The organism is Bradyrhizobium sp. MI1.11, assembly GCF_055811255.1.
In genome coordinates, this window is the sequence record NZ_JBVVPM010000002.1 from 325177 (window position 1) to 342694 (window position 17518).

The 17518-nt window shown below is 64.2% G+C and carries 16 protein-coding genes and 1 pseudogene; 15 read left to right on the forward strand and 2 right to left on the reverse strand.

Annotated elements, in window-relative coordinates; all coding sequences use genetic code 11:
• Positions 1-68: 68 nt before the first annotated feature.
• The gene (gene glsA, locus AC0L30_RS03445) at positions 69-1943 is read left to right on the forward strand and encodes a glutaminase A (RefSeq protein ID WP_473403759.1); all 1875 of its coding nucleotides are present in this window, start codon (positions 69-71) and stop codon (positions 1941-1943) included.
• 12 nt (positions 1944-1955) lie between these two features.
• On the opposite strand, the gene AC0L30_RS03450 is transcribed toward glsA, so the two are convergent.
• Together AC0L30_RS03450 and queF are read right to left on the reverse strand one after the other, a co-directional pair.
• Positions 1956-2753, reverse strand: coding sequence for a substrate-binding domain-containing protein (locus tag AC0L30_RS03450; RefSeq protein ID WP_473403760.1), 798 nt, complete (start codon positions 2751-2753; stop codon positions 1956-1958).
• Positions 2754-2769: 16 nt separating this feature from the next.
• A complete protein-coding gene (gene queF / locus AC0L30_RS03455) occupies positions 2770-3246 on the reverse strand; it encodes a preQ(1) synthase (protein ID WP_007590611.1) in 477 nt (158 codons plus the stop codon).
• Between the two features lie 123 nt (positions 3247-3369).
• Between queF and eno the strand changes: the two genes are divergently transcribed.
• From eno to lpdA, 14 genes and pseudogenes are all read left to right on the forward strand, one after another.
• Positions 3370-4653 carry a phosphopyruvate hydratase gene (eno, locus tag AC0L30_RS03460; protein WP_007590612.1) on the forward strand — a complete coding sequence of 428 codons (1284 nt, stop codon included), beginning with the start codon at positions 3370-3372 and terminating at the stop codon, positions 4651-4653.
• 34 nt (positions 4654-4687) lie between these two features.
• On the forward strand, positions 4688-5821 hold the full coding sequence (locus AC0L30_RS03465) for a zinc-binding dehydrogenase (RefSeq protein ID WP_473403761.1): 1134 nt from the start codon (positions 4688-4690) through the stop codon (positions 5819-5821).
• A gap of 121 nt (positions 5822-5942) precedes the next feature.
• Positions 5943-6941: an MBL fold metallo-hydrolase gene (locus tag AC0L30_RS03470; protein WP_473403762.1), complete on the forward strand. Its 999-nt coding sequence runs from the start codon at positions 5943-5945 to the stop codon at positions 6939-6941.
• Positions 6942-7116: 175 nt separating this feature from the next.
• Positions 7117-7668: an NADPH-dependent FMN reductase gene (locus AC0L30_RS03475; RefSeq protein ID WP_219682164.1), complete on the forward strand. Its 552-nt coding sequence runs from the start codon at positions 7117-7119 to the stop codon at positions 7666-7668.
• 236 nt (positions 7669-7904) lie between these two features.
• The gene (locus AC0L30_RS03480; protein WP_007590617.1) at positions 7905-8222 is read left to right on the forward strand and encodes an FtsB family cell division protein; all 318 of its coding nucleotides are present in this window, start codon (positions 7905-7907) and stop codon (positions 8220-8222) included.
• A 167-nt stretch (positions 8223-8389) separates the two neighbouring features.
• A pseudogene (locus AC0L30_RS03485) lies at positions 8390-9121 on the forward strand (GAF domain-containing protein); the annotation flags it as partial.
• 201 nt (positions 9122-9322) lie between these two features.
• The gene (adh, locus tag AC0L30_RS03490) at positions 9323-10840 is read left to right on the forward strand and encodes an aldehyde dehydrogenase (protein WP_007590619.1); all 1518 of its coding nucleotides are present in this window, start codon (positions 9323-9325) and stop codon (positions 10838-10840) included.
• A gap of 267 nt (positions 10841-11107) precedes the next feature.
• Positions 11108-12130, forward strand: coding sequence for a pyruvate dehydrogenase (acetyl-transferring) E1 component subunit alpha (gene pdhA, locus AC0L30_RS03495; protein WP_007590620.1), 1023 nt, complete (start codon positions 11108-11110; stop codon positions 12128-12130).
• Between the two features lie 29 nt (positions 12131-12159).
• Positions 12160-13542: a pyruvate dehydrogenase complex E1 component subunit beta gene (locus AC0L30_RS03500; protein WP_473254452.1), complete on the forward strand. Its 1383-nt coding sequence runs from the start codon at positions 12160-12162 to the stop codon at positions 13540-13542.
• A gap of 3 nt (positions 13543-13545) precedes the next feature.
• Positions 13546-13848, forward strand: coding sequence for a DUF5076 domain-containing protein (locus AC0L30_RS03505; RefSeq protein WP_007590623.1), 303 nt, complete (start codon positions 13546-13548; stop codon positions 13846-13848).
• A gap of 2 nt (positions 13849-13850) precedes the next feature.
• Positions 13851-14303 (forward strand): nucleoside deaminase, encoded by a 453-nt coding sequence (locus tag AC0L30_RS03510; protein ID WP_007590624.1) that lies wholly within the window; start codon positions 13851-13853, stop codon positions 14301-14303.
• A 61-nt stretch (positions 14304-14364) separates the two neighbouring features.
• On the forward strand, positions 14365-15714 hold the full coding sequence (locus tag AC0L30_RS03515) for a pyruvate dehydrogenase complex dihydrolipoamide acetyltransferase (RefSeq protein WP_473403763.1): 1350 nt from the start codon (positions 14365-14367) through the stop codon (positions 15712-15714).
• 20 nt (positions 15715-15734) lie between these two features.
• Complete coding sequence (locus AC0L30_RS03520; protein WP_007590626.1) at positions 15735-15962, forward strand: hypothetical protein; 228 nt, start codon at positions 15735-15737, stop codon at positions 15960-15962.
• 17 nt (positions 15963-15979) lie between these two features.
• The gene (gene lpdA, locus AC0L30_RS03525) at positions 15980-17398 is read left to right on the forward strand and encodes a dihydrolipoyl dehydrogenase (RefSeq protein ID WP_007590627.1); all 1419 of its coding nucleotides are present in this window, start codon (positions 15980-15982) and stop codon (positions 17396-17398) included.
• Positions 17399-17518 lie beyond the last annotated feature (120 nt).

The following is a 17518-nucleotide window of genomic DNA, read 5'->3' on the forward strand; positions in this document are numbered from 1 at the left end:
GCCACGGGAGCCCGTGCATGCATGGCACATGAATTGCTTTGATTTTGGGCAAAGCGAGGTGTGAGATCGTGGACGCCCAGACCAGCCGTTCGCCCAGCGCGACCAGCGTGATCCGATCGACCGGGTATCCCACCAAGCCCCCGCTCCGGCGCTTCCTGACCGCTTGTTACGAAGAATTCCGAGCCGACAATTCTGGCGAGCTTGCCGACTACATCCCCGAGCTGAAGCGCGCCAACCCCGACCATTTTGGCATCGCGCTTGTCACCATCGACGGCCATGTCTACGAGGTCGGCGACAGCGCGGTGCCGTTCACGATCCAGTCGGTCTCAAAAGCCTTCGTGTTCGCACTGGCGCTGGAGATGGTCGGCGAGGAACGCGTCTCGGCGACCATTGGGGTCGAGCCGAGCGGCGAGGCCTTCAATTCGATCCGGCTCACCAACGACAATCGCCCCTTCAATCCCATGGTCAATGCCGGTGCGATTGCCTGCTCGGGCCTGATCTACGAGGTGGACGGGAAGGGCGCCTTCGAGCGCGTCCGCTCGAAGCTCAGCCAGTTTGCCGGCCGCGAGCTCGGAGTCGACGAGGCCGTGCACGCCTCGGAGACGGCGACCGGCAACCGCAACCGGGCCATTGCCTGGCTGTTGCGGAATTACGCGGTGCTGCCTGATGACGTCGACGCCGTGCTCGACGTCTATTTCCGCCAATGCGCGATCCTGGTCACCGCGCGCGATCTGGCGGTGATGGCGGCAACGCTCGCCAATCGCGGCATCAATCCGGTGACGGGCGCGCAGGTGATCACGCCACACATCGTCGCCCGCACGCTCTCGGTGATGACGAGCTCGGGCATGTACAACTATGCCGGCGAGTGGACCTACCGCGTCGGCATCCCCGCCAAGAGCGGTGTCGGCGGCGGTATCGTCGCGGCGCTGCCCTCGCAACTCGGGCTCGGCACCTTCTCGCCGCTGCTGGACAACCACTTCAACAGCGCGCGCGGCCTGAAAGTGTGCGAGGCGCTGTCAGCGCGGTTCGACCTGCACATGCTCAACCGTAATGCCGATGTCCGCACCAGCATCATGGCGGACTACGACGTCTACGGAATTTCCTCGCGCCGAAGCCGCCCGCCGCGCGAGCAGCAGATTCTCGACGAGCGCCACAGCGACATCCGCGTGCTCGAACTGGTCGGCGCGATGAATTTCGGCACCATCGACTATGTCACGCGAAGGCTCACCAGCGAGCCGCCGAATGCGCCGCTCCTGATCATCGATTTCCGGCGCGTGCCCGATGTCACCGCAGCGGGCGCAGAACTTCTGGGCGAGACGCTGGCGGCGCTCGGCAATGCCGGCGTCATCACGATCCTGTCAGGCTTCGAAGAGACCTCGGCAGTGTGGACGGCGATCTCGGCACGTACGTCCGAGCCGCGCCGGTTACGGCGTTTTGCACTCCTGGACGATGCGATCGAATGGGCCGAGGATCAGGTGATCTACCGCTTCGGCGGCTTCACCGATGTGAAGGAGAGCGCGCATCTCGGCGAGCAGGCACTGCTGGCCGAGCTCGATGCCGACGAGATCGCCGCCATCGTCAAGCTGTCGACCACGCGGCACTACACGTCCGGCCAGCGTATCATCGCCGCCGGCGAGCCCGCCAATTCGCTGTTCTTCCTTCAGAGCGGCATGGTCAGCGTGAAGCTGCGCAGCGGCGTGCGGCTCGCATCACTCGGCCCGGGCATGGCATTCGGGGAGATGGCGATCCTGGAGGGAAGCCGCAGCGCCGACGTCTTCGCCGACGCTCCGGTGACCTGCCTCGAACTGCCGCTCGATAGTTTTGCGGACTATCGCCGTCTGCATCCGGAGACGTCGCTGAAGATCATGCGCAATCTCGCTGCGATCTTGGCGCGGCGGCTCGTGCTGGCGAATGCGAAGGTGGATCTGCTGAGCGCGTACTAGATGCGAGAGGGTTTAGTTCGCTCCACCAGCCCCGATCGGCTCCATGCCGCTCGCGATGATGGCATCGCGGGCGGCCGGGGAAGCTAGGAACTTGATCAAGGCCCGGCCAGCCTCGGGCTCTTTAGAAACGCTTGCGATGCCGGCTGAGAAGATCGTGATCTGCTGCAATTCGTTCGGCAGCGGCCCGACGATATCGATCCCCTTCACGGGCTTCAGCTCGCTGATCTGCTGAAAGCCGAGCTCGGCATCGCCGTGGGCGACGATCTCGCCGACCGGCGTTGCCGGAATCTTGCGCGCCTTGTCCTTCATGACATCGGCAATGCCGAGCTTTTCAAACATTTCGGTCGAAACATAGACGCCGCTGGCGCTGTCGGAATAGGCGATCGTCTTCGCCGCGAGCAACGCGCGCTGGACCGCTTCCACCGAGCTGATGTCCGGCTTCGGCGCGCCAGATTTCACGGCGATGCCGATCGGCGATCTCGTCAGGTCGACCTGGCTGCCGGCAACGACCTTGCCCTTGCTGGCGAGATCGGTGAGGGCGTAGCCCACCATGATCAGGACATCGGCCGCCTCTCCGCGCTCCAGCCGGACCGGGATGGCATTGGTCGTGGTCCCCATCGAGGGCCCATACTCCGTCAGCACCTTGTCGCCGGTGGCCTTCTCGAACTCCGGCACAAGCACCTTGTAGGCGGCCGTCAGGCCGCCCGAGATCATCACCCGGACTTCGACAGCCTCGGCCGCGCCGGTCAGCCACAGGATGCCCAGAAGGCCCAATCCAAGGTTTCGGAATGTTGCTGAGGTCGATTTCATTGTTGTTCCTCTCCCACTAACCCCTTCCGCGATAGGGCGCGACGCCCTGTTCCGGCACCCACAATCCCTTGGGCGCGCGGCCGGTCTGCCAGAACACGTCGATCGGGATGCCGCCGCGCGGATACCAATAGCCGCCGATGCGCAAGAACTTCGGCTTGATCTCGCTTGCGATGCGCTTGCCGATCATCACCGTGCAATCCTCGTGGAAGGCGCCGTGATTGCGGAAGCTCGCGATGTAGAGCTTGAGCGATTTCGACTCCAGCAACCATTGGCCGGGGGCGTAGTCGATCATCAGATGTGCGAAATCCGGCTGTCCGGTGACCGGGCAGAGCGAGGTGAACTCGGGCACGGTGAAACGGACCAGATAATCGGTGCCTCCTTGCGGATTGGGCACGCGGTCGAGTTTTGCCTTCTCGGGCGCATCCGGCCATTCCACGGCGCGGCCAAGCTGCAAAGCAGGGGAGTTGTTCGATTTGCTGGGTTTTTTCGACATCAGGCCGCCTCCGTGGCGCCCTCTTAGCCAATCATCGTGCGGCCGTCACCCGGCCTTTTCCGTTTCGATGCATTGCGGTAGAAGCACCCCAACTGACTGCTTAGTCCCCGAAAAGAGGCCCTCATGACCGCCATCATCGACATCATCGGACGCGAAATCCTGGATAGCCGTGGCAATCCCACCGTCGAGGTCGACGTCGTGCTGGAAGATGGTGCGCTCGGCCGTGCCGCCGTGCCGTCAGGCGCCTCGACCGGTGCCCATGAGGCGGTGGAACTGCGCGACGGCGACAAGGCCCGCTATCTCGGCAAGGGCGTCACCAAGGCGGTCGGCGCCGTCAACGGCGAGATCTTCGAGGCGCTGAGCGGCCTCGATGTCGAGCAGCAGGCCCAGCTCGACCAGATCATGATCGACCTCGACGGCACGCCGAACAAGAGCCGGCTGGGCGCCAACGCCATCCTCGGCGTGTCGCTCGCTTGCGCCAAGGCGGCCGCGAACTCGCTCGACATGCCGCTGTACCGTTACGTCGGCGGCACCTCCGCGCGTCTCTTGCCGGTGCCGATGATGAACATCATCAATGGCGGCATGCACGCCGACAACCCGATCGACTTCCAGGAGTTCATGATCCTCCCCGTGGGCGCGTCCTCCTTCGCCGAGGGCCTGCGCTACGGCGCGGAGGTCTTCCACACTCTGAAGTCCGAATTGAAGAAGGCCGGCCACAACACCAATGTCGGCGACGAGGGCGGCTTCGCCCCGAACCTGCCGTCCGCGGACGCCGCGCTCGAATTCGTCATGAACGCGATCGGCAAGGCCGGTTACAAGGCGGGCTCCGACATCGTCATCGGCCTCGACTGCGCCTCGACCGAGTTCTTCAAGGACGGCAAGTACGTCTACGAAGGCGAGGGCAAGACCCGCTCGATCTCCGAGCAGGCCAAGTACCTTGCCGACCTCGTCTCGCGCTATCCGATCGTGACCATCGAGGACGGCATGTCGGAAGACGACATGGACGGCTGGAAGGAGTTGACCGACCTCGTCGGCAAGAAGTGCCAGCTCGTCGGCGACGATCTCTTCGTCACCAACGTCAAGCGGCTCGCTGAAGGCATCAAGGCCGGACGGGCCAACTCGATCCTGATCAAGGTCAACCAGATCGGCACGCTGACCGAGACTCTCGCCGCCGTCGAGATGGCGCACAAGGCCGGCTACACCTCGGTGATGTCGCACCGCTCCGGCGAGACCGAGGATTCCACCATCGCCGACCTCGCGGTCGCCACCAATTGCGGACAGATCAAGACCGGCTCCCTTGCGCGCTCCGATCGCACCGCCAAATACAACCAGCTCTTGCGCATCGAGCAGCAGCTCGGCAAGCAGGCGCTCTACGGCGGCAAGGCGGCACTGAAGGCGCTGGCATAAGCCAGCGCTCGGACAAGGACAGGGGAGGATCGACATGAGCGACGGCAAGAACGGCCTGCAACTGCGTTCGCTGATCAAGAAGAGCGGTGAGCTCGAAATCTCGCTGCTCGACGTGCCGACCCCCGAGCCCGCCGCGGACGAGGTCGTCGTCCGCGTCGAGGCGGCGCCGATCAATCCGTCCGACCTCGGGCTCCTGATCGGCGCAGCCGATATGAGCACGGCAAAGGCTTCCGGCGACAAGGGTGCTCCCGTCATCACCGCGAAGGTGCCGGAAGGCGCGATGCGGGCGATGGCAGGCCGGCTCGACGAATCCATGCCGGTCGGTAACGAAGGCGCGGGAGTCGTGATCAGGACTGGCTCCTCGGATGCCGCGAAGGCGCTGATGGGCAAGACCGTCGCCATGATCGGCGGCGCGATGTACACCCAGTATCGCACGTTAAAAGTGCGCGAGTGCCTGCCGCTGCCGGAAGGCACCACGCCGGCCGAAGGTGCCTCCTGCTTCGTCAATCCGCTGACCGCGCTCGGCATGACCGAGACCATGCGGCGCGAGGGTCACAAGGCGCTGGTGCACACTGCGGCCGCATCCAATCTCGGCCAGATGCTGAACAAGATCTGCATCAAGGACGGGATCCCGCTGGTCAACATCGTGCGCAGCAAGGAGCAGGCCGACATCCTGCACAAGATCGGCGCCAAATATGTCGTCGATTCCGCCGCGCCGAGCTTCCTCGGCGATCTCACCAATGCGCTGGTGGAGACCGGCGCCACCATCGCCTTCGACGCCATCGGCGGCGGCAAGCTCGCCGGCGACATCCTCAACTGCATGGAAGTCGCGATCAACAAGACCGCGAAGGAATACAGCCGCTACGGCTCCAACGTGCACAAGCAGGTCTACGTCTATGGCGCGCTCGATGTCCGCCCGATCGAGCTGCCGCGCGGCTTCGGCATGGCCTGGGGCGTCGGCGGCTGGCTGCTGTTTCCGTTCCTGATGAAGATCGGGCAGGCGGACGGGGCCAGGCTGCGCCAGCGCGTCGTCGACGAACTGAAGACCACGTTTGCCAGCCACTACACCAAGGTGGTGTCGCTTTCTGAGGCGCTCGATCCCGTCAACATCGCGGTCTACGCCAAACGCGCCACCGGCGAAAAATTCCTCATCAACCCAAATAAATAATCGGCACGTGCGACGGCACGTCACCCAAAGAAGGTCTTGCCTTCTGAGCGAAGCGGGAGATTATTCCGCCGCCATCGAAAGCGGACAAAACCGCAAGGCGCGCTCAGAAGGGGACTTCTCCATGACCGATCTCAATCGCCGCCATCTGCTCGCAGGCGCCGCCGTCCTCGGTGCGGCTGCGATGACCAAGCTTGGATTGACCACCGCCAATGCCGCGGTGCCGCAAGCCGGCACGCAGGCGCCGGGCTTCTACCGCTACAAGGTCGGCAGCTACGAGTGCACCTCGATCAATGACGGTGCGCGCACTTTCCCGATGCCGGACAAGTTCGTCGTCAACGCGTCGAAGGAGGAAGCGCTGGCCGCGGGCGAGGCGGCCTACATGCCGAAGGGCATGGTCACGGTGCCGTTCAACCCGCAGCTCATCAACACCGGCTCCAAGCTCGTGCTGATCGATACCGGCAACGGTGTCGCCAATCTCGAGCCCAGCAAGGGCGCGGTCGGCCGCACGCTGCAGAACCTCCAGGCCGCCGGCGTCGACCCGAAGAGCATCGATGTCGTGCTGCTCTCGCATCTGCATCCCGACCACACCAACGGCATTCGTCTCGCCGACGGCGCGCTTGCCTTCCCTAATGCGGAGATCATGGTGCCGGGCAAGGACTGGGAGTTCTGGACCAGCGAGGACAACGCCGCCAAGGCCGAGTCCAACGCGATGATGAAGAACTACTTCGCCAACGTGAAGAAGACCTTTGCCGGCCTCGAATCCAAGGTGACGAAGTACGCCTGGGGCAAGGAGGTCGCGCCGGGCATCACCTCGATCGCGACGCCCGGTCACACCCCGGGGCACACCTCGTTCGCGGTCGCCTCCGGCGATGCCAAGGTGCTGATCCAGTCCGACGTCACCAACATCCCGGAGTTCTTCCTGCGCAATCCGGACTGGCATGTGGTGTTCGATACCGATGCTGCGCTGGCGCAGGAGACGCGTCACAAGTTCTACGACATTGCGGCGGCCGAGAAGGCGACCGTGATCGGCTTCCACTTCACGTTTCCCTCGGTCGGCCATGTCGAGAAGGACGGCGCCAAATATCGCCTGATCCCGTCGGCGTGGAATCCGACGATCTGAACCGATTTGCGGATTGCACCAACGACTCAGGCCGCCACTTGGCGGCCTGATGGTTTGGGCAACCGTTCAGAAACCCAGCGTTTCCAAATCCGACCGGTCCATGCACTTGCATCCATCACTCGGGATCGCTTAAGTGCCGCCCCGGCACTCCCGCTGAAGACTTCGAGGACACTCCATGGCCTACAATATCGTCACGATCGCCGGCAGCCTGCGCAAGGACAGCTTTTCGCTGAAGATCGCCAATGCGCTCGCCAAGCTCGCGCCGGCCTCGCTCAAGCTCGAGGTCATCACGCCGGCCGGCATCTCGTTCTTCAATCAGGACCTCGAGGGCGCGCCGCCGGCCGACTGGCTGTCTTTTCGCGAAAAGATCCAGAAGTCGGACGGCGTCATCTTCGTCACGCCGGAATACAATCGGGCGATCCCGGGCGTGCTGAAGAACGCCATCGACGTCGCCTCGCGGCCCTATGGCAAGAGCTCGTTCAACGGCAAGCCGGTCGGCATCATCGCGAACTCGCCGGGCCCGCTCGGCGGCGTCAGCGCCGCCAAGACGCTGCAGAACATCCTGCCGGGCATTTCCGGCCCGATCATGCAGCAGCCGGAGGCCTATTTGAACGGAGTGGGCGACGCGTTCGACGCTGAGGGCAACCTGACCAAGGAGTCCCTGAAGCCCGTGCTCCAGGCCTATATCGACGCGTTTGCGGTGCACGTCGCGAAGCATCACGGCTGAGGCCAAATCGCCCGCAGCCACAGCATAGGCCCTCATCCTGAGGAGAACGCGAAGCGTTCGTCTCGAAGGATGGCTCCGGGAAACTGCCGTGCCTTCATGGTTCTCGCGGCGATGCGAAGCATCGTCCGCGAGACGGCGCTTTGCGCCTCCTCGCCATGAGGGTCCGCTAGCGTCGCGCGCGGGGCCAGCGGCCGGAAATTAGCACGCCCTTAACCAACCTGTCCCATCTTCCCAAGATGGTCTCCCGCGCGCGCCTGAAATCGATCCTGACCGGTCTTGCCCTCTATGCGATGGCGGCTGCCATCGTCGGTTATTTCGGTGTCAACGCCTATACCGGCAAATACGGCCTCAACGCCCGCCAGGAGCTCGACCAGGAGATCGTGGCGCTGACCAGCGAGCTGGCTCAGCTCAAGCGCGAGCGTGCCAGGAGCGAGCAGCGCGTTTCGCTGCTGCGCTCCGCGAAGATCGACCCCGACATGCTGGACGAGCGGGCGCGCTTCCAGCTCGACTACGTCAATCCGCGCGATCTCGTCCGGACGATCCCGGCGAACTAACCACTCTTCCTAAAGTTGAAGACTTCCAAGTTGAAGCCTGGAACCGGACTGCCGCCTTGACGGCAGCGCCGCAAAGGGCTCATGGCTGCCAGCGCCATGGCCAGGGTTGACGCAGATCAACCGGGCCGTGCCGGCACCGTTTAGATTGCCACCTGGAGGAAACAGTGATGAATGGGCAATCCCCCCGGCATCACGCGGCCCGTGTCGAGGCCGCCATTACGTCAGGCCAGGCGGCACGCTCGTCGCTTGTGGCCTCGTGGCGCCGTTCGTCCAGATTGCATCGTCTCGATCCCGCAGGCCGCAGCTCACCGAACCGGCTGAGCGAAGCCGAGTTGCACCACGCGCGCGAGCGCATCGCGCCGCTGCTCGCCGCTGCGCGAGGTGCAATGGACCGGCTCTACCAGGCGGTCGGCGCCAGCGGCTGCTGCGTGCTTCTCGCCGACGGCGAGGGCGTGCCGGTCGATCGCCGCGGCACCCCGGCGGACGATGCGACATTTCAGTCCTGGGGCCTCTGGACCGGCGCGCTTTGGAGCGAGGAGCATGAGGGCACCAACGGCATTGGTACCTGCCTCGTCGAGCAGCGCCCGCTGACGATCGACCGCGACCAGCATTTCTTCACCCGAAACACGCTTCTGAGCTGCACTGCCGTTCCGATCTACGACCATGAGGCTGCGTTCGCGGGCGTGCTCGACGTCTCCTCCTGCCGCGCCGACCGCACTGACTTGTTTTCCAATCTGATCGCGCTCGCGGCCGGCGAGGCGGCCAAGCGTATCGAGGCCGATCTGTTTCGCAGGGCCTTCGCCCACGCCCGCATCGTGCTGACGCAAGCTGCGGACGGCCAGTGCGGCGGCCTCGTTGCGGTCGATGCGGACGATCTCGTGATCGGCGCGACCGAGACGCGCGCACGAGCGCGCTCCTCAGGATGAGGTCAGTATGTGCGGCGGCATGACGTGCAGCCTCGACACCTGTCGCAGAACTGCGACAGGTCGGCTCCGTCATTGCTCCCATCAGGGCTGACAGAAGACGCCTCCCGGGACATCGTCGATGCAAGTCGCGACCACGCGACGAATTGCGCAAACAGCAAACATCGGGAGTGATCAATGAACAAGGTAGAATTCCTCAGCGTCACCAAAATTCCCTTCGCCGAACGCTACGACAATTTCATCGGCGGCAAGTTCGTCGCGCCGATCGCCGGCAAGTATTTCGACAATGCCTCGCCGGTGACGGGCCAGATCGTCTGCAAGATCGCGCGTTCCGACGCGCAGGACGTCGAAGCAGCGCTCGACGCAGCGCATGCCGCGAAGGCCGCCTGGGGCCGCACCAGCGTCGCCGAGCGCGCCGCGATGCTGAACCGGATCGCCGACCGCATGGAAGACAATCTCGAGCGTCTCGCCATCGCCGAGACCTGGGACAACGGCAAGCCGATCCGCGAGACCCGCGCCGCCGACCTGCCGCTGGCGATCGACCACTTCCGTTATTTCGCCGGCGCCATCCGCGCCCAGGAAGGCAGTCTCTCCGAGATCGATCACGACACCGTCGCCTATCATTTCCACGAACCGCTCGGCGTGGTCGGCCAGATCATTCCCTGGAACTTCCCACTGCTGATGGCCTGCTGGAAGCTCGCGCCCGCGCTCGCCGCCGGCAATTGCGTTGTGCTCAAGCCGGCCGAGCAGACCCCGGCCTCGATCATGGTCTGGGCCGAGATCATCGGCGACATTCTGCCGCCCGGCGTCCTCAACATCGTCAACGGCTTTGGGCTGGAAGCCGGCAAGCCGCTCGCGTCCAGCCCGCGTATCGCCAAGATCGCCTTCACCGGCGAGACCACGACGGGCCGGCTGATCATGCAATATGCCAGCCAGAACCTCATTCCCGTCACGCTCGAGCTCGGCGGCAAGTCGCCCAACATCTTCTTCAGCGACGTCACCGCCGAAGACGACGATTTCTTCGACAAGGCGATCGAAGGTTTCGTCATGTTCGCGCTGAACCAGGGCGAGGTCTGCACCTGTCCGAGCCGGGCGCTGGTCCATGCCGATATCTATGACCGCTTCATGGATCGGGCGCTGAAGCGCGTCGCCGCGATCAAGCAGGGCGACCCGCGCGCGGCCGACACCATGATCGGTGCGCAGGCGTCGGGCGAGCAGCTCGCAAAAATCCTCTCCTACATCGACATCGGCAAGCAAGAGGGGGCAAAGGTGCTGGCCGGCGGCGGACGCGCCGAGCTCGGCGGCGATCTCGCCGGCGGCTTCTACGTCCAGCCGACCGTGTTCGAGGGCCACAACAAGATGCGCGTCTTCCAGGAGGAGATCTTCGGCCCCGTCGTTTCGGTCACGACCTTCAAGAGCGACGAAGAGGCGCTCGAGATCGCCAACGACACGCCCTATGGCCTGGGGGCCGGCGTCTGGAGCCGCGACGCCAACCGCTGCTATCGCTTCGGCCGGGCGATCCAGGCCGGCCGGGTCTGGACCAACTGCTACCATGCCTATCCCGCGCATGCGGCCTTCGGCGGCTACAAGCAGTCGGGCGTCGGGCGCGAGACCCACAAGATGATGCTCGATCACTACCAGCAGACCAAGAACCTGCTGGTCAGCTACAGCCCCAAGAAGCTCGGCTTCTTCTGATCGGGCGGGCGGAGAGGGCGGCGCCGTTCTGCGCCGCCCGTTCCAAATGTCGGGACCGCGTTGGCTCAACGTTGCTTGACGCGGCCACGAATCTGCGCGTGCGGCGACCGTGTCGATTTGTTGCCCGATCCGCGTCAAAGATTTTGCAATATTACGATCACGTTGCAGTGCGGCATAATGAAAGTCGTGCCATGCCGCCGCGGTGCTTTCCAAGGGCGTTTGACTTGGGTTAGAGAGGGCTGAAGTTTTCTCTGACCCGGAATTCCCATGGCCGCACCCAAGAAAGCCGCCGCAAGCACTGCACAGGACAAGACCGACGGCGGTTCGCCCCCGGAATTCACCAGAGAGCAGGAGCTCAAGGCGCTCCGCGACATGCTCCTGATCCGGCGGTTCGAGGAAAAGGCCGGCCAGCTCTACGGCATGGGCGCGATCGGCGGCTTCTGCCACCTTTATATCGGCCAGGAGGCCGTGGTGGTCGGGATGCAGATGGCCCTGAAGCCGGGCGATCAGGTCATCACCGGCTATCGCGATCACGGCCATATGCTCGCCACCGGCATGGAGGCCAACGGCGTCATGGCCGAGCTCACGGGCCGTCGCGGCGGCTATTCCAAGGGCAAGGGCGGCTCCATGCACATGTTCAGCAAGGAGAAGCACTTTTACGGCGGCCACGGCATCGTCGGCGCCCAGGTCTCGCTCGGCACCGGGCTCGCTTTCGCCAATCACTATCGCGACAACGACAATGTCAGCGTCACCTATTTCGGCGACGGTGCGGCCAATCAGGGCCAGGTCTATGAGAGCTTCAACATGGCGGAGCTCTGGAAGCTGCCGGTGATCTACGTCATCGAGAACAACCGCTACGCCATGGGCACTTCGGTCTCGCGCGCCTCGGCGCAGCAGGATTTCTCCAAGCGCGGCGCCTCCTTCAACATTCCCGGCCAGCAGGTCGACGGCATGGACGTCCGTGCCGTCAAGGCCGCCGGCGACGAAGCTGCGGCCTGGTGCCGCGCCGGCAAGGGACCCTTCATCCTGGAGATGCAGACCTACCGTTATCGCGGCCACTCGATGTCCGATCCCGCAAAGTACAGAACGCGCGAGGAGGTCGAGAAAGTCCGCCACGACCAGGATCCGATCGAGCAGGTGCGCAACCGCCTGTTGGCCGCCAAGGTCAGCGAGCAGGATCTGAAGGCGATCGACGCCGAGGTGCGCGACATCGTCAATGCGTCCGCCGATTTCGCCCAGCATGATCCCGAGCCGGATGCCGCCGAGCTCTGGACCGATATTTACCGCTGAACGCGCGCAAGCTTTCTTTTGGAGTCGATATGCCAATTCAAGTGCTGATGCCCGCGTTGTCGCCCACGATGGAGAAGGGCAACCTCTCCAAATGGCTGAAAAAAGAGGGTGAGACGATCAAGTCCGGCGACGTCATCGCCGAGATCGAGACAGACAAGGCGACCATGGAGGTCGAGGCGACCGATGAAGGTACGCTCGGCAAGATCCTGATCCCCGAGGGCACAGCCGACGTTGCCGTGAACACGCCGATTGCGACGATTCTCGCCGATGGCGAGAGTGCCGCCGATCTCGCCAAGGCGCCCGCTCCGCAGCAGAAGGCTGCCGAATCCGCAGCCCCCGCCGCTGCAAAAGCCGAAGCGCCAGCTCCCAAGGCTGCGCCGGCACCGCAGGCCGTCGCAGAGCCCGACCCGGAAGTGCCTGCCGGCACCGAAATGGTGACGCAGACCATCCGCGAAGCCCTGCGCGATGCCATGGCCGAAGAGATGCGCCGTGACGCCGACGTCTTCGTGATGGGCGAAGAGGTCGCCGAATACCAAGGCGCCTACAAGGTGACGCAAGGGTTGCTTCAGGAATTCGGCGCCAAGCGCGTGATCGACACGCCGATCACCGAGCACGGCTTTGCCGGCATCGGAGTCGGCGCCGCGATGAGCGGGTTGAAGCCGATCGTCGAGTTCATGACCTTCAACTTCGCCATGCAGGCGATCGACCAGATCATCAACTCCGCGGCCAAGACGCTCTACATGTCCGGCGGCCAGATGGGCTGCTCGATCGTGTTCCGCGGGCCCAATGGCGCCGCTTCCCGCGTGGCCGCCCAGCACAGCCAGGATTATTCGTCCTGGTATTCCAATGTCCCGGGCCTCAAGGTCGTCGCGCCGTTCTCGGCCGCTGATTACAAGGGCCTGCTCAAGGCTGCGATCCGCGATCCCAACCCGGTGATCTTCCTCGAGAACGAGATGCTCTACGGTCACACTGGCGAGGTGCCGAAGCTCGACGATTTCGTGATTCCGATCGGCAAGGCGCGCATCGTGCGCTCCGGCAGCCATGTCACGATCATCTCGTGGTCGAACGGCATGAGCTACGCGCTGAAGGCCGCCGACGAACTCGCCAAGGACGGCATCGAGGCCGAAGTGATCGATCTGCGCACGCTGCGCCCGATGGACACCGAGACGATCGTCAACTCGGTCAAGAAGACCGGCCGCGCCGTCACGGTGGAAGAGGGCTGGGCCCAGAGCGGTGTCGGCGCCGAGATCGCCGCGCGAATCATGGAGCATGCCTTCGACTATCTGGATGCGCCTGTAACCCGCGTCTCCGGCAAGGACGTGCCGATGCCCTATGCCGCGAACCTGGAAAAGCTCGCGCTGCCCTCGGCTGCCGAAGTGGTCGAGGCCGCTAAAGCCGTCTGCTACAGGTAGACCATGGCGGGTCCGAAGGAGCAGCCATTACCACCCGACGTCCTCGTCCGCGATGATGCGGTCGAGATCCTGCGCGTGTTCGTGCTGGACGGCGGGCTGTCGATGGCGTTCCAGCGGGCCTTCGACGAACCCGACATGTGGGGCCTGCTGCTCGTCGATCTCGCCCGTCACGCCGCGCGCGCCTATGCGCGCGAGAGCGAATACACCGAGGAGGACGCGCTGAACCGGATCATCGAGATGTTCCAGGCCGAGATCGAGCGTCCCACCGACACCGGCACCACGACGCCGCGCGGGAAGGGGCACTGACCGTGGCGATCGAATCCTATCATTTCGATTTCATGCTGGAGGCGATCCGCGAGGCGGAAGCCTCGATCGCGCAAGGCGGCCTGCCGATCGGCGCCGTGCTGACCCGCGACAACAAGGTCATTGCCCGCGGCCACAACAACCGCGTGCAGGAGAACAATCCGATCCTGCACGGCGAGATGAGTTGCCTGCGCGAGGCGGGTGCGATTTCGTTCCACGATACCGTCATGTACACCACGCTGTCGCCATGCGCGATGTGTGCCGGTGCGCTCGCGCTGTTCAAGGTCAAGCTCGTGGTGATCGGAGAGTCCGTCACCTTCGAGGGCTCCAAGGACATTCTCGACAAGTTCGGCATCCCGTGGATCGACCTTGCGGACGACCGCTCCATCACCATGATGAAGAACTGGCGTTCCATCCCTGCCAATGAGCGCCTCTGGCAGGGCGACATCGGCAACTAAACCTGGTCTGTTCGTCTCCGGTCCGGAGACGGATTTTTGCAAAGTTCTTCTTGAGGTCAGCATGCCCATCAACATCCTGATGCCCGCTCTTTCGCCGACGATGGAGAAGGGCAACCTCGCCAAGTGGCTGAAGAAGGAAGGCGACAAGGTCAAATCCGGCGACGTCATCGCCGAGATCGAGACCGACAAGGCGACCATGGAGGTCGAAGCCATCGACGAGGGCACGATCGCCAAGATCCTCGTGCCCGAGGGCACGCAGGACGTCCCGGTCAACGACGTGATCGCGGTGCTGGCCGGCGAGGGTGAGGACGTGAGGGCGGCAGGTGCCGCCAAGCCCAGTGCTTCGGCCGCACCTCCGAAAGCGGCTGAAGCTCCTGCTGCTGCGCCGGCGCCTGCGCCTGCCGCGCCCAAGGCCGCGCCAGCGCCCGCCGCCGCACCTGCACCGCAGGCCGCAGCACCGGCTGCGCAGAGCAACGGCCATGCCGGCCGCGTGTTCTCCTCGCCGCTGGCGCGCCGGCTCGCCAAGGAAGCTGGCGTCGATGTTGCGATGGTGACCGGCACCGGCCCGCACGGCCGCGTGGTGGCACGCGACGTCGAGCAGGCCAAGTCCGGCAAGGGCCTGAAGGCACCGGCGGCGGCGCCGTCAGGCGCGCCCTCGACCGCGCCGACCATGTCGGACAAGCAGATCCTGTCGCTGTTCGAACCCGGCTCCTACGACGTCGTGCCGCATGACGGCATGCGCCGCACGATTGCGCAGCGCCTGACCGCGTCGATCCAGAACGTCCCGCACTTCTACCTCACCATCGACTGCGACATCGGCAAGCTGCTCGCCGCGCGCGAGGAGATCAATGCGGCTGCTCCCAAGGACAAGGAGAAGAAGCCGCTCTACAAGATCTCGGTCAACGACTTCGTCATCAAGGCGATGGCGGTGGCGCTGCAGAAGATCCCGAATTGCAATGTGAGCTGGACCGAATCCGGCATGGTCAAGCACCATCATTCCGACGTCGGCGTTGCGGTGGCGATGCCCGGCGGCCTGATCACGCCGATCATCCGCAAGGCCGAGACCAAGACGCTGTCGACCATCTCCAACGAGATGAAAGATTTTGCGACCCGCGCCCGCTCGCGCAAGCTGAAGCCCGAAGAATACCAGGGCGGCACGACGGCCGTCTCGAACCTCGGCATGTTCGGCATCAGCCACTTCACCGCCGTGATCAATCCGCCGCATGCCACCATCCTCGCAGTCGGCACCAGCGAGGAGCGGCCTGTGGTCCGCGGCGGCAAGATCGAGATCGCCAACATGATGAGCGTGACATTGTCGTGCGATCACCGCGCCATCGACGGCGCTCTCGGTGCCGAGCTGATCGGGGCCTTCAAGCAGCTGATCGAAAATCCCGTCATGATGATGGTGTAGCCCGGGGAGGCGCGGGGTGAATGCGGACGCGTTGGCCCTGGATCTCCTTGTTGCTCTCGGCTGTGGTTGCACTCAATCCGGTCGGGCTCGATATTCTGCATTCCGCGTTCTTTGCCGGCGAGCAGCTGGCACGGAGCATCGGCCAGGCGGTCATTATGATCGCGTTGGCTATCATGGCCGGCGCGATCCTGCTCGAATGGCTGGTCAGGGTTTTGATTTCCAGGCGCCGCGCCCGCGGCACCTCTTGAGTTGAACGGGAGCCGCCATGGCCGATACATCCTTCGACATCATCATCATCGGCTCCGGTCCCGGCGGCTATGTCACCGCTATCCGGGCCGCCCAGCTCGGCTTCAAGGTCGCGATTGTCGAGAAATCCTATCTCGGCGGCATCTGCCTGAACTGGGGCTGCATCCCGACCAAAGCGCTGCTGCGCTCCGCCGAGATCTACCACTACATGCAGCACGCCAAGGATTACGGCCTGTCGGCCGATAACGTCTCGTTCGATCCGAAGGCCGTGGTGCAGCGCTCGCGCGGCGTCTCGAAGCGGCTGAACGACGGCGTCGGCTTCCTCATGAAGAAGAACAAGGTGAGCGTGATCTGGGGCGCGGCTTCGATCGACGCGCCCGGCAAGGTGACGGTAAAGAAGTCCGACGTCGAGGGGCCCAAGGGCGCGCTCGGCGAGGGGGCTTATCAGGCCAAGCACATCATCGTCGCGACCGGAGCGCGGCCGCGGGTGCTGCCGGGACTCGAGCCCGACAAGAAGCTGATCTGGACCTACTTTGAAGCGATGGTGCCGGAGCGGATGCCGAAATCGCTGCTGGTGATGGGCTCGGGTGCGATCGGGATCGAGTTCGCATCGTTCTTCAAGACGATGGGGTCGGATGTCACGGTGGTCGAGGTGCTGCCGCAGATCCTGCCGGTCGAGGACGCGGAGATTGCCGGACTTGCCCGCAAGCGCCTCGAGAAGCAGGGCATCAAGATCCTCACCAACACGGGTGTGACGAAGCTCGAAAAGAAGAGCGACAGCGTGGTCGCGACGCTCGACGACGGCAAGGCGAAGCAGACCGCCGAGTTCGAGCGCGTGATCTCTGCCGTCGGCGTGGTCGGCAATATCGAGTATCTCGGCCTCGAAAAGCTCGGCGTCAAAACCGAGCGCGGCTGCATCGTGATCGACGGCTACGGCAAGACCAACGTTCCCGGCATCTATGCCATCGGTGACGTCGCGGGTCCCCCGATGCTGGCCCACAAGGCCGAGCATGAGGGCGTGATCTGCGTCGAGGCCATCAAGGGCCTGCATCCGCACCCCATGGACAAGCTGATGATCCCCGGCTGCACCTATTGCAACCCGCAGGTCGCCTCGGTCGGCCTGACCGAAGCCAAGGCCAAGGAGAATGGCCGCGAGATCCGCGTCGGCCGCTTTCCCTTTGTCGGCAACGGCAAGGCGATCGCGCTCGGCGAGGACCAGGGCATGGTCAAGGTCATCTTCGACAAGAAGACCGGTCAGCTGCTCGGCGCCCATATGGTCGGCGCGGAGGTCACCGAGCTGATCCAGGGCTACGTCGTCGCCATGAACCTGGAGACCACGGAAGAAGAGCTGATGCACACCGTGTTCCCGCATCCGACGCTGTCGGAGATGATGAAGGAAGCCGTGCTGGATGCGTATGGACGGGTGCTGAATCTTTGACGACCACTGCCGCCGTCATTGCGAGCGCAGCGAAGCAATCCAGAATCTTTCCGCAGCGGCAGTCTGGATTGCTTCGCTACGCTCGCAATGACGAGCAGTAGGGCCTGCAAAACAAGAAGG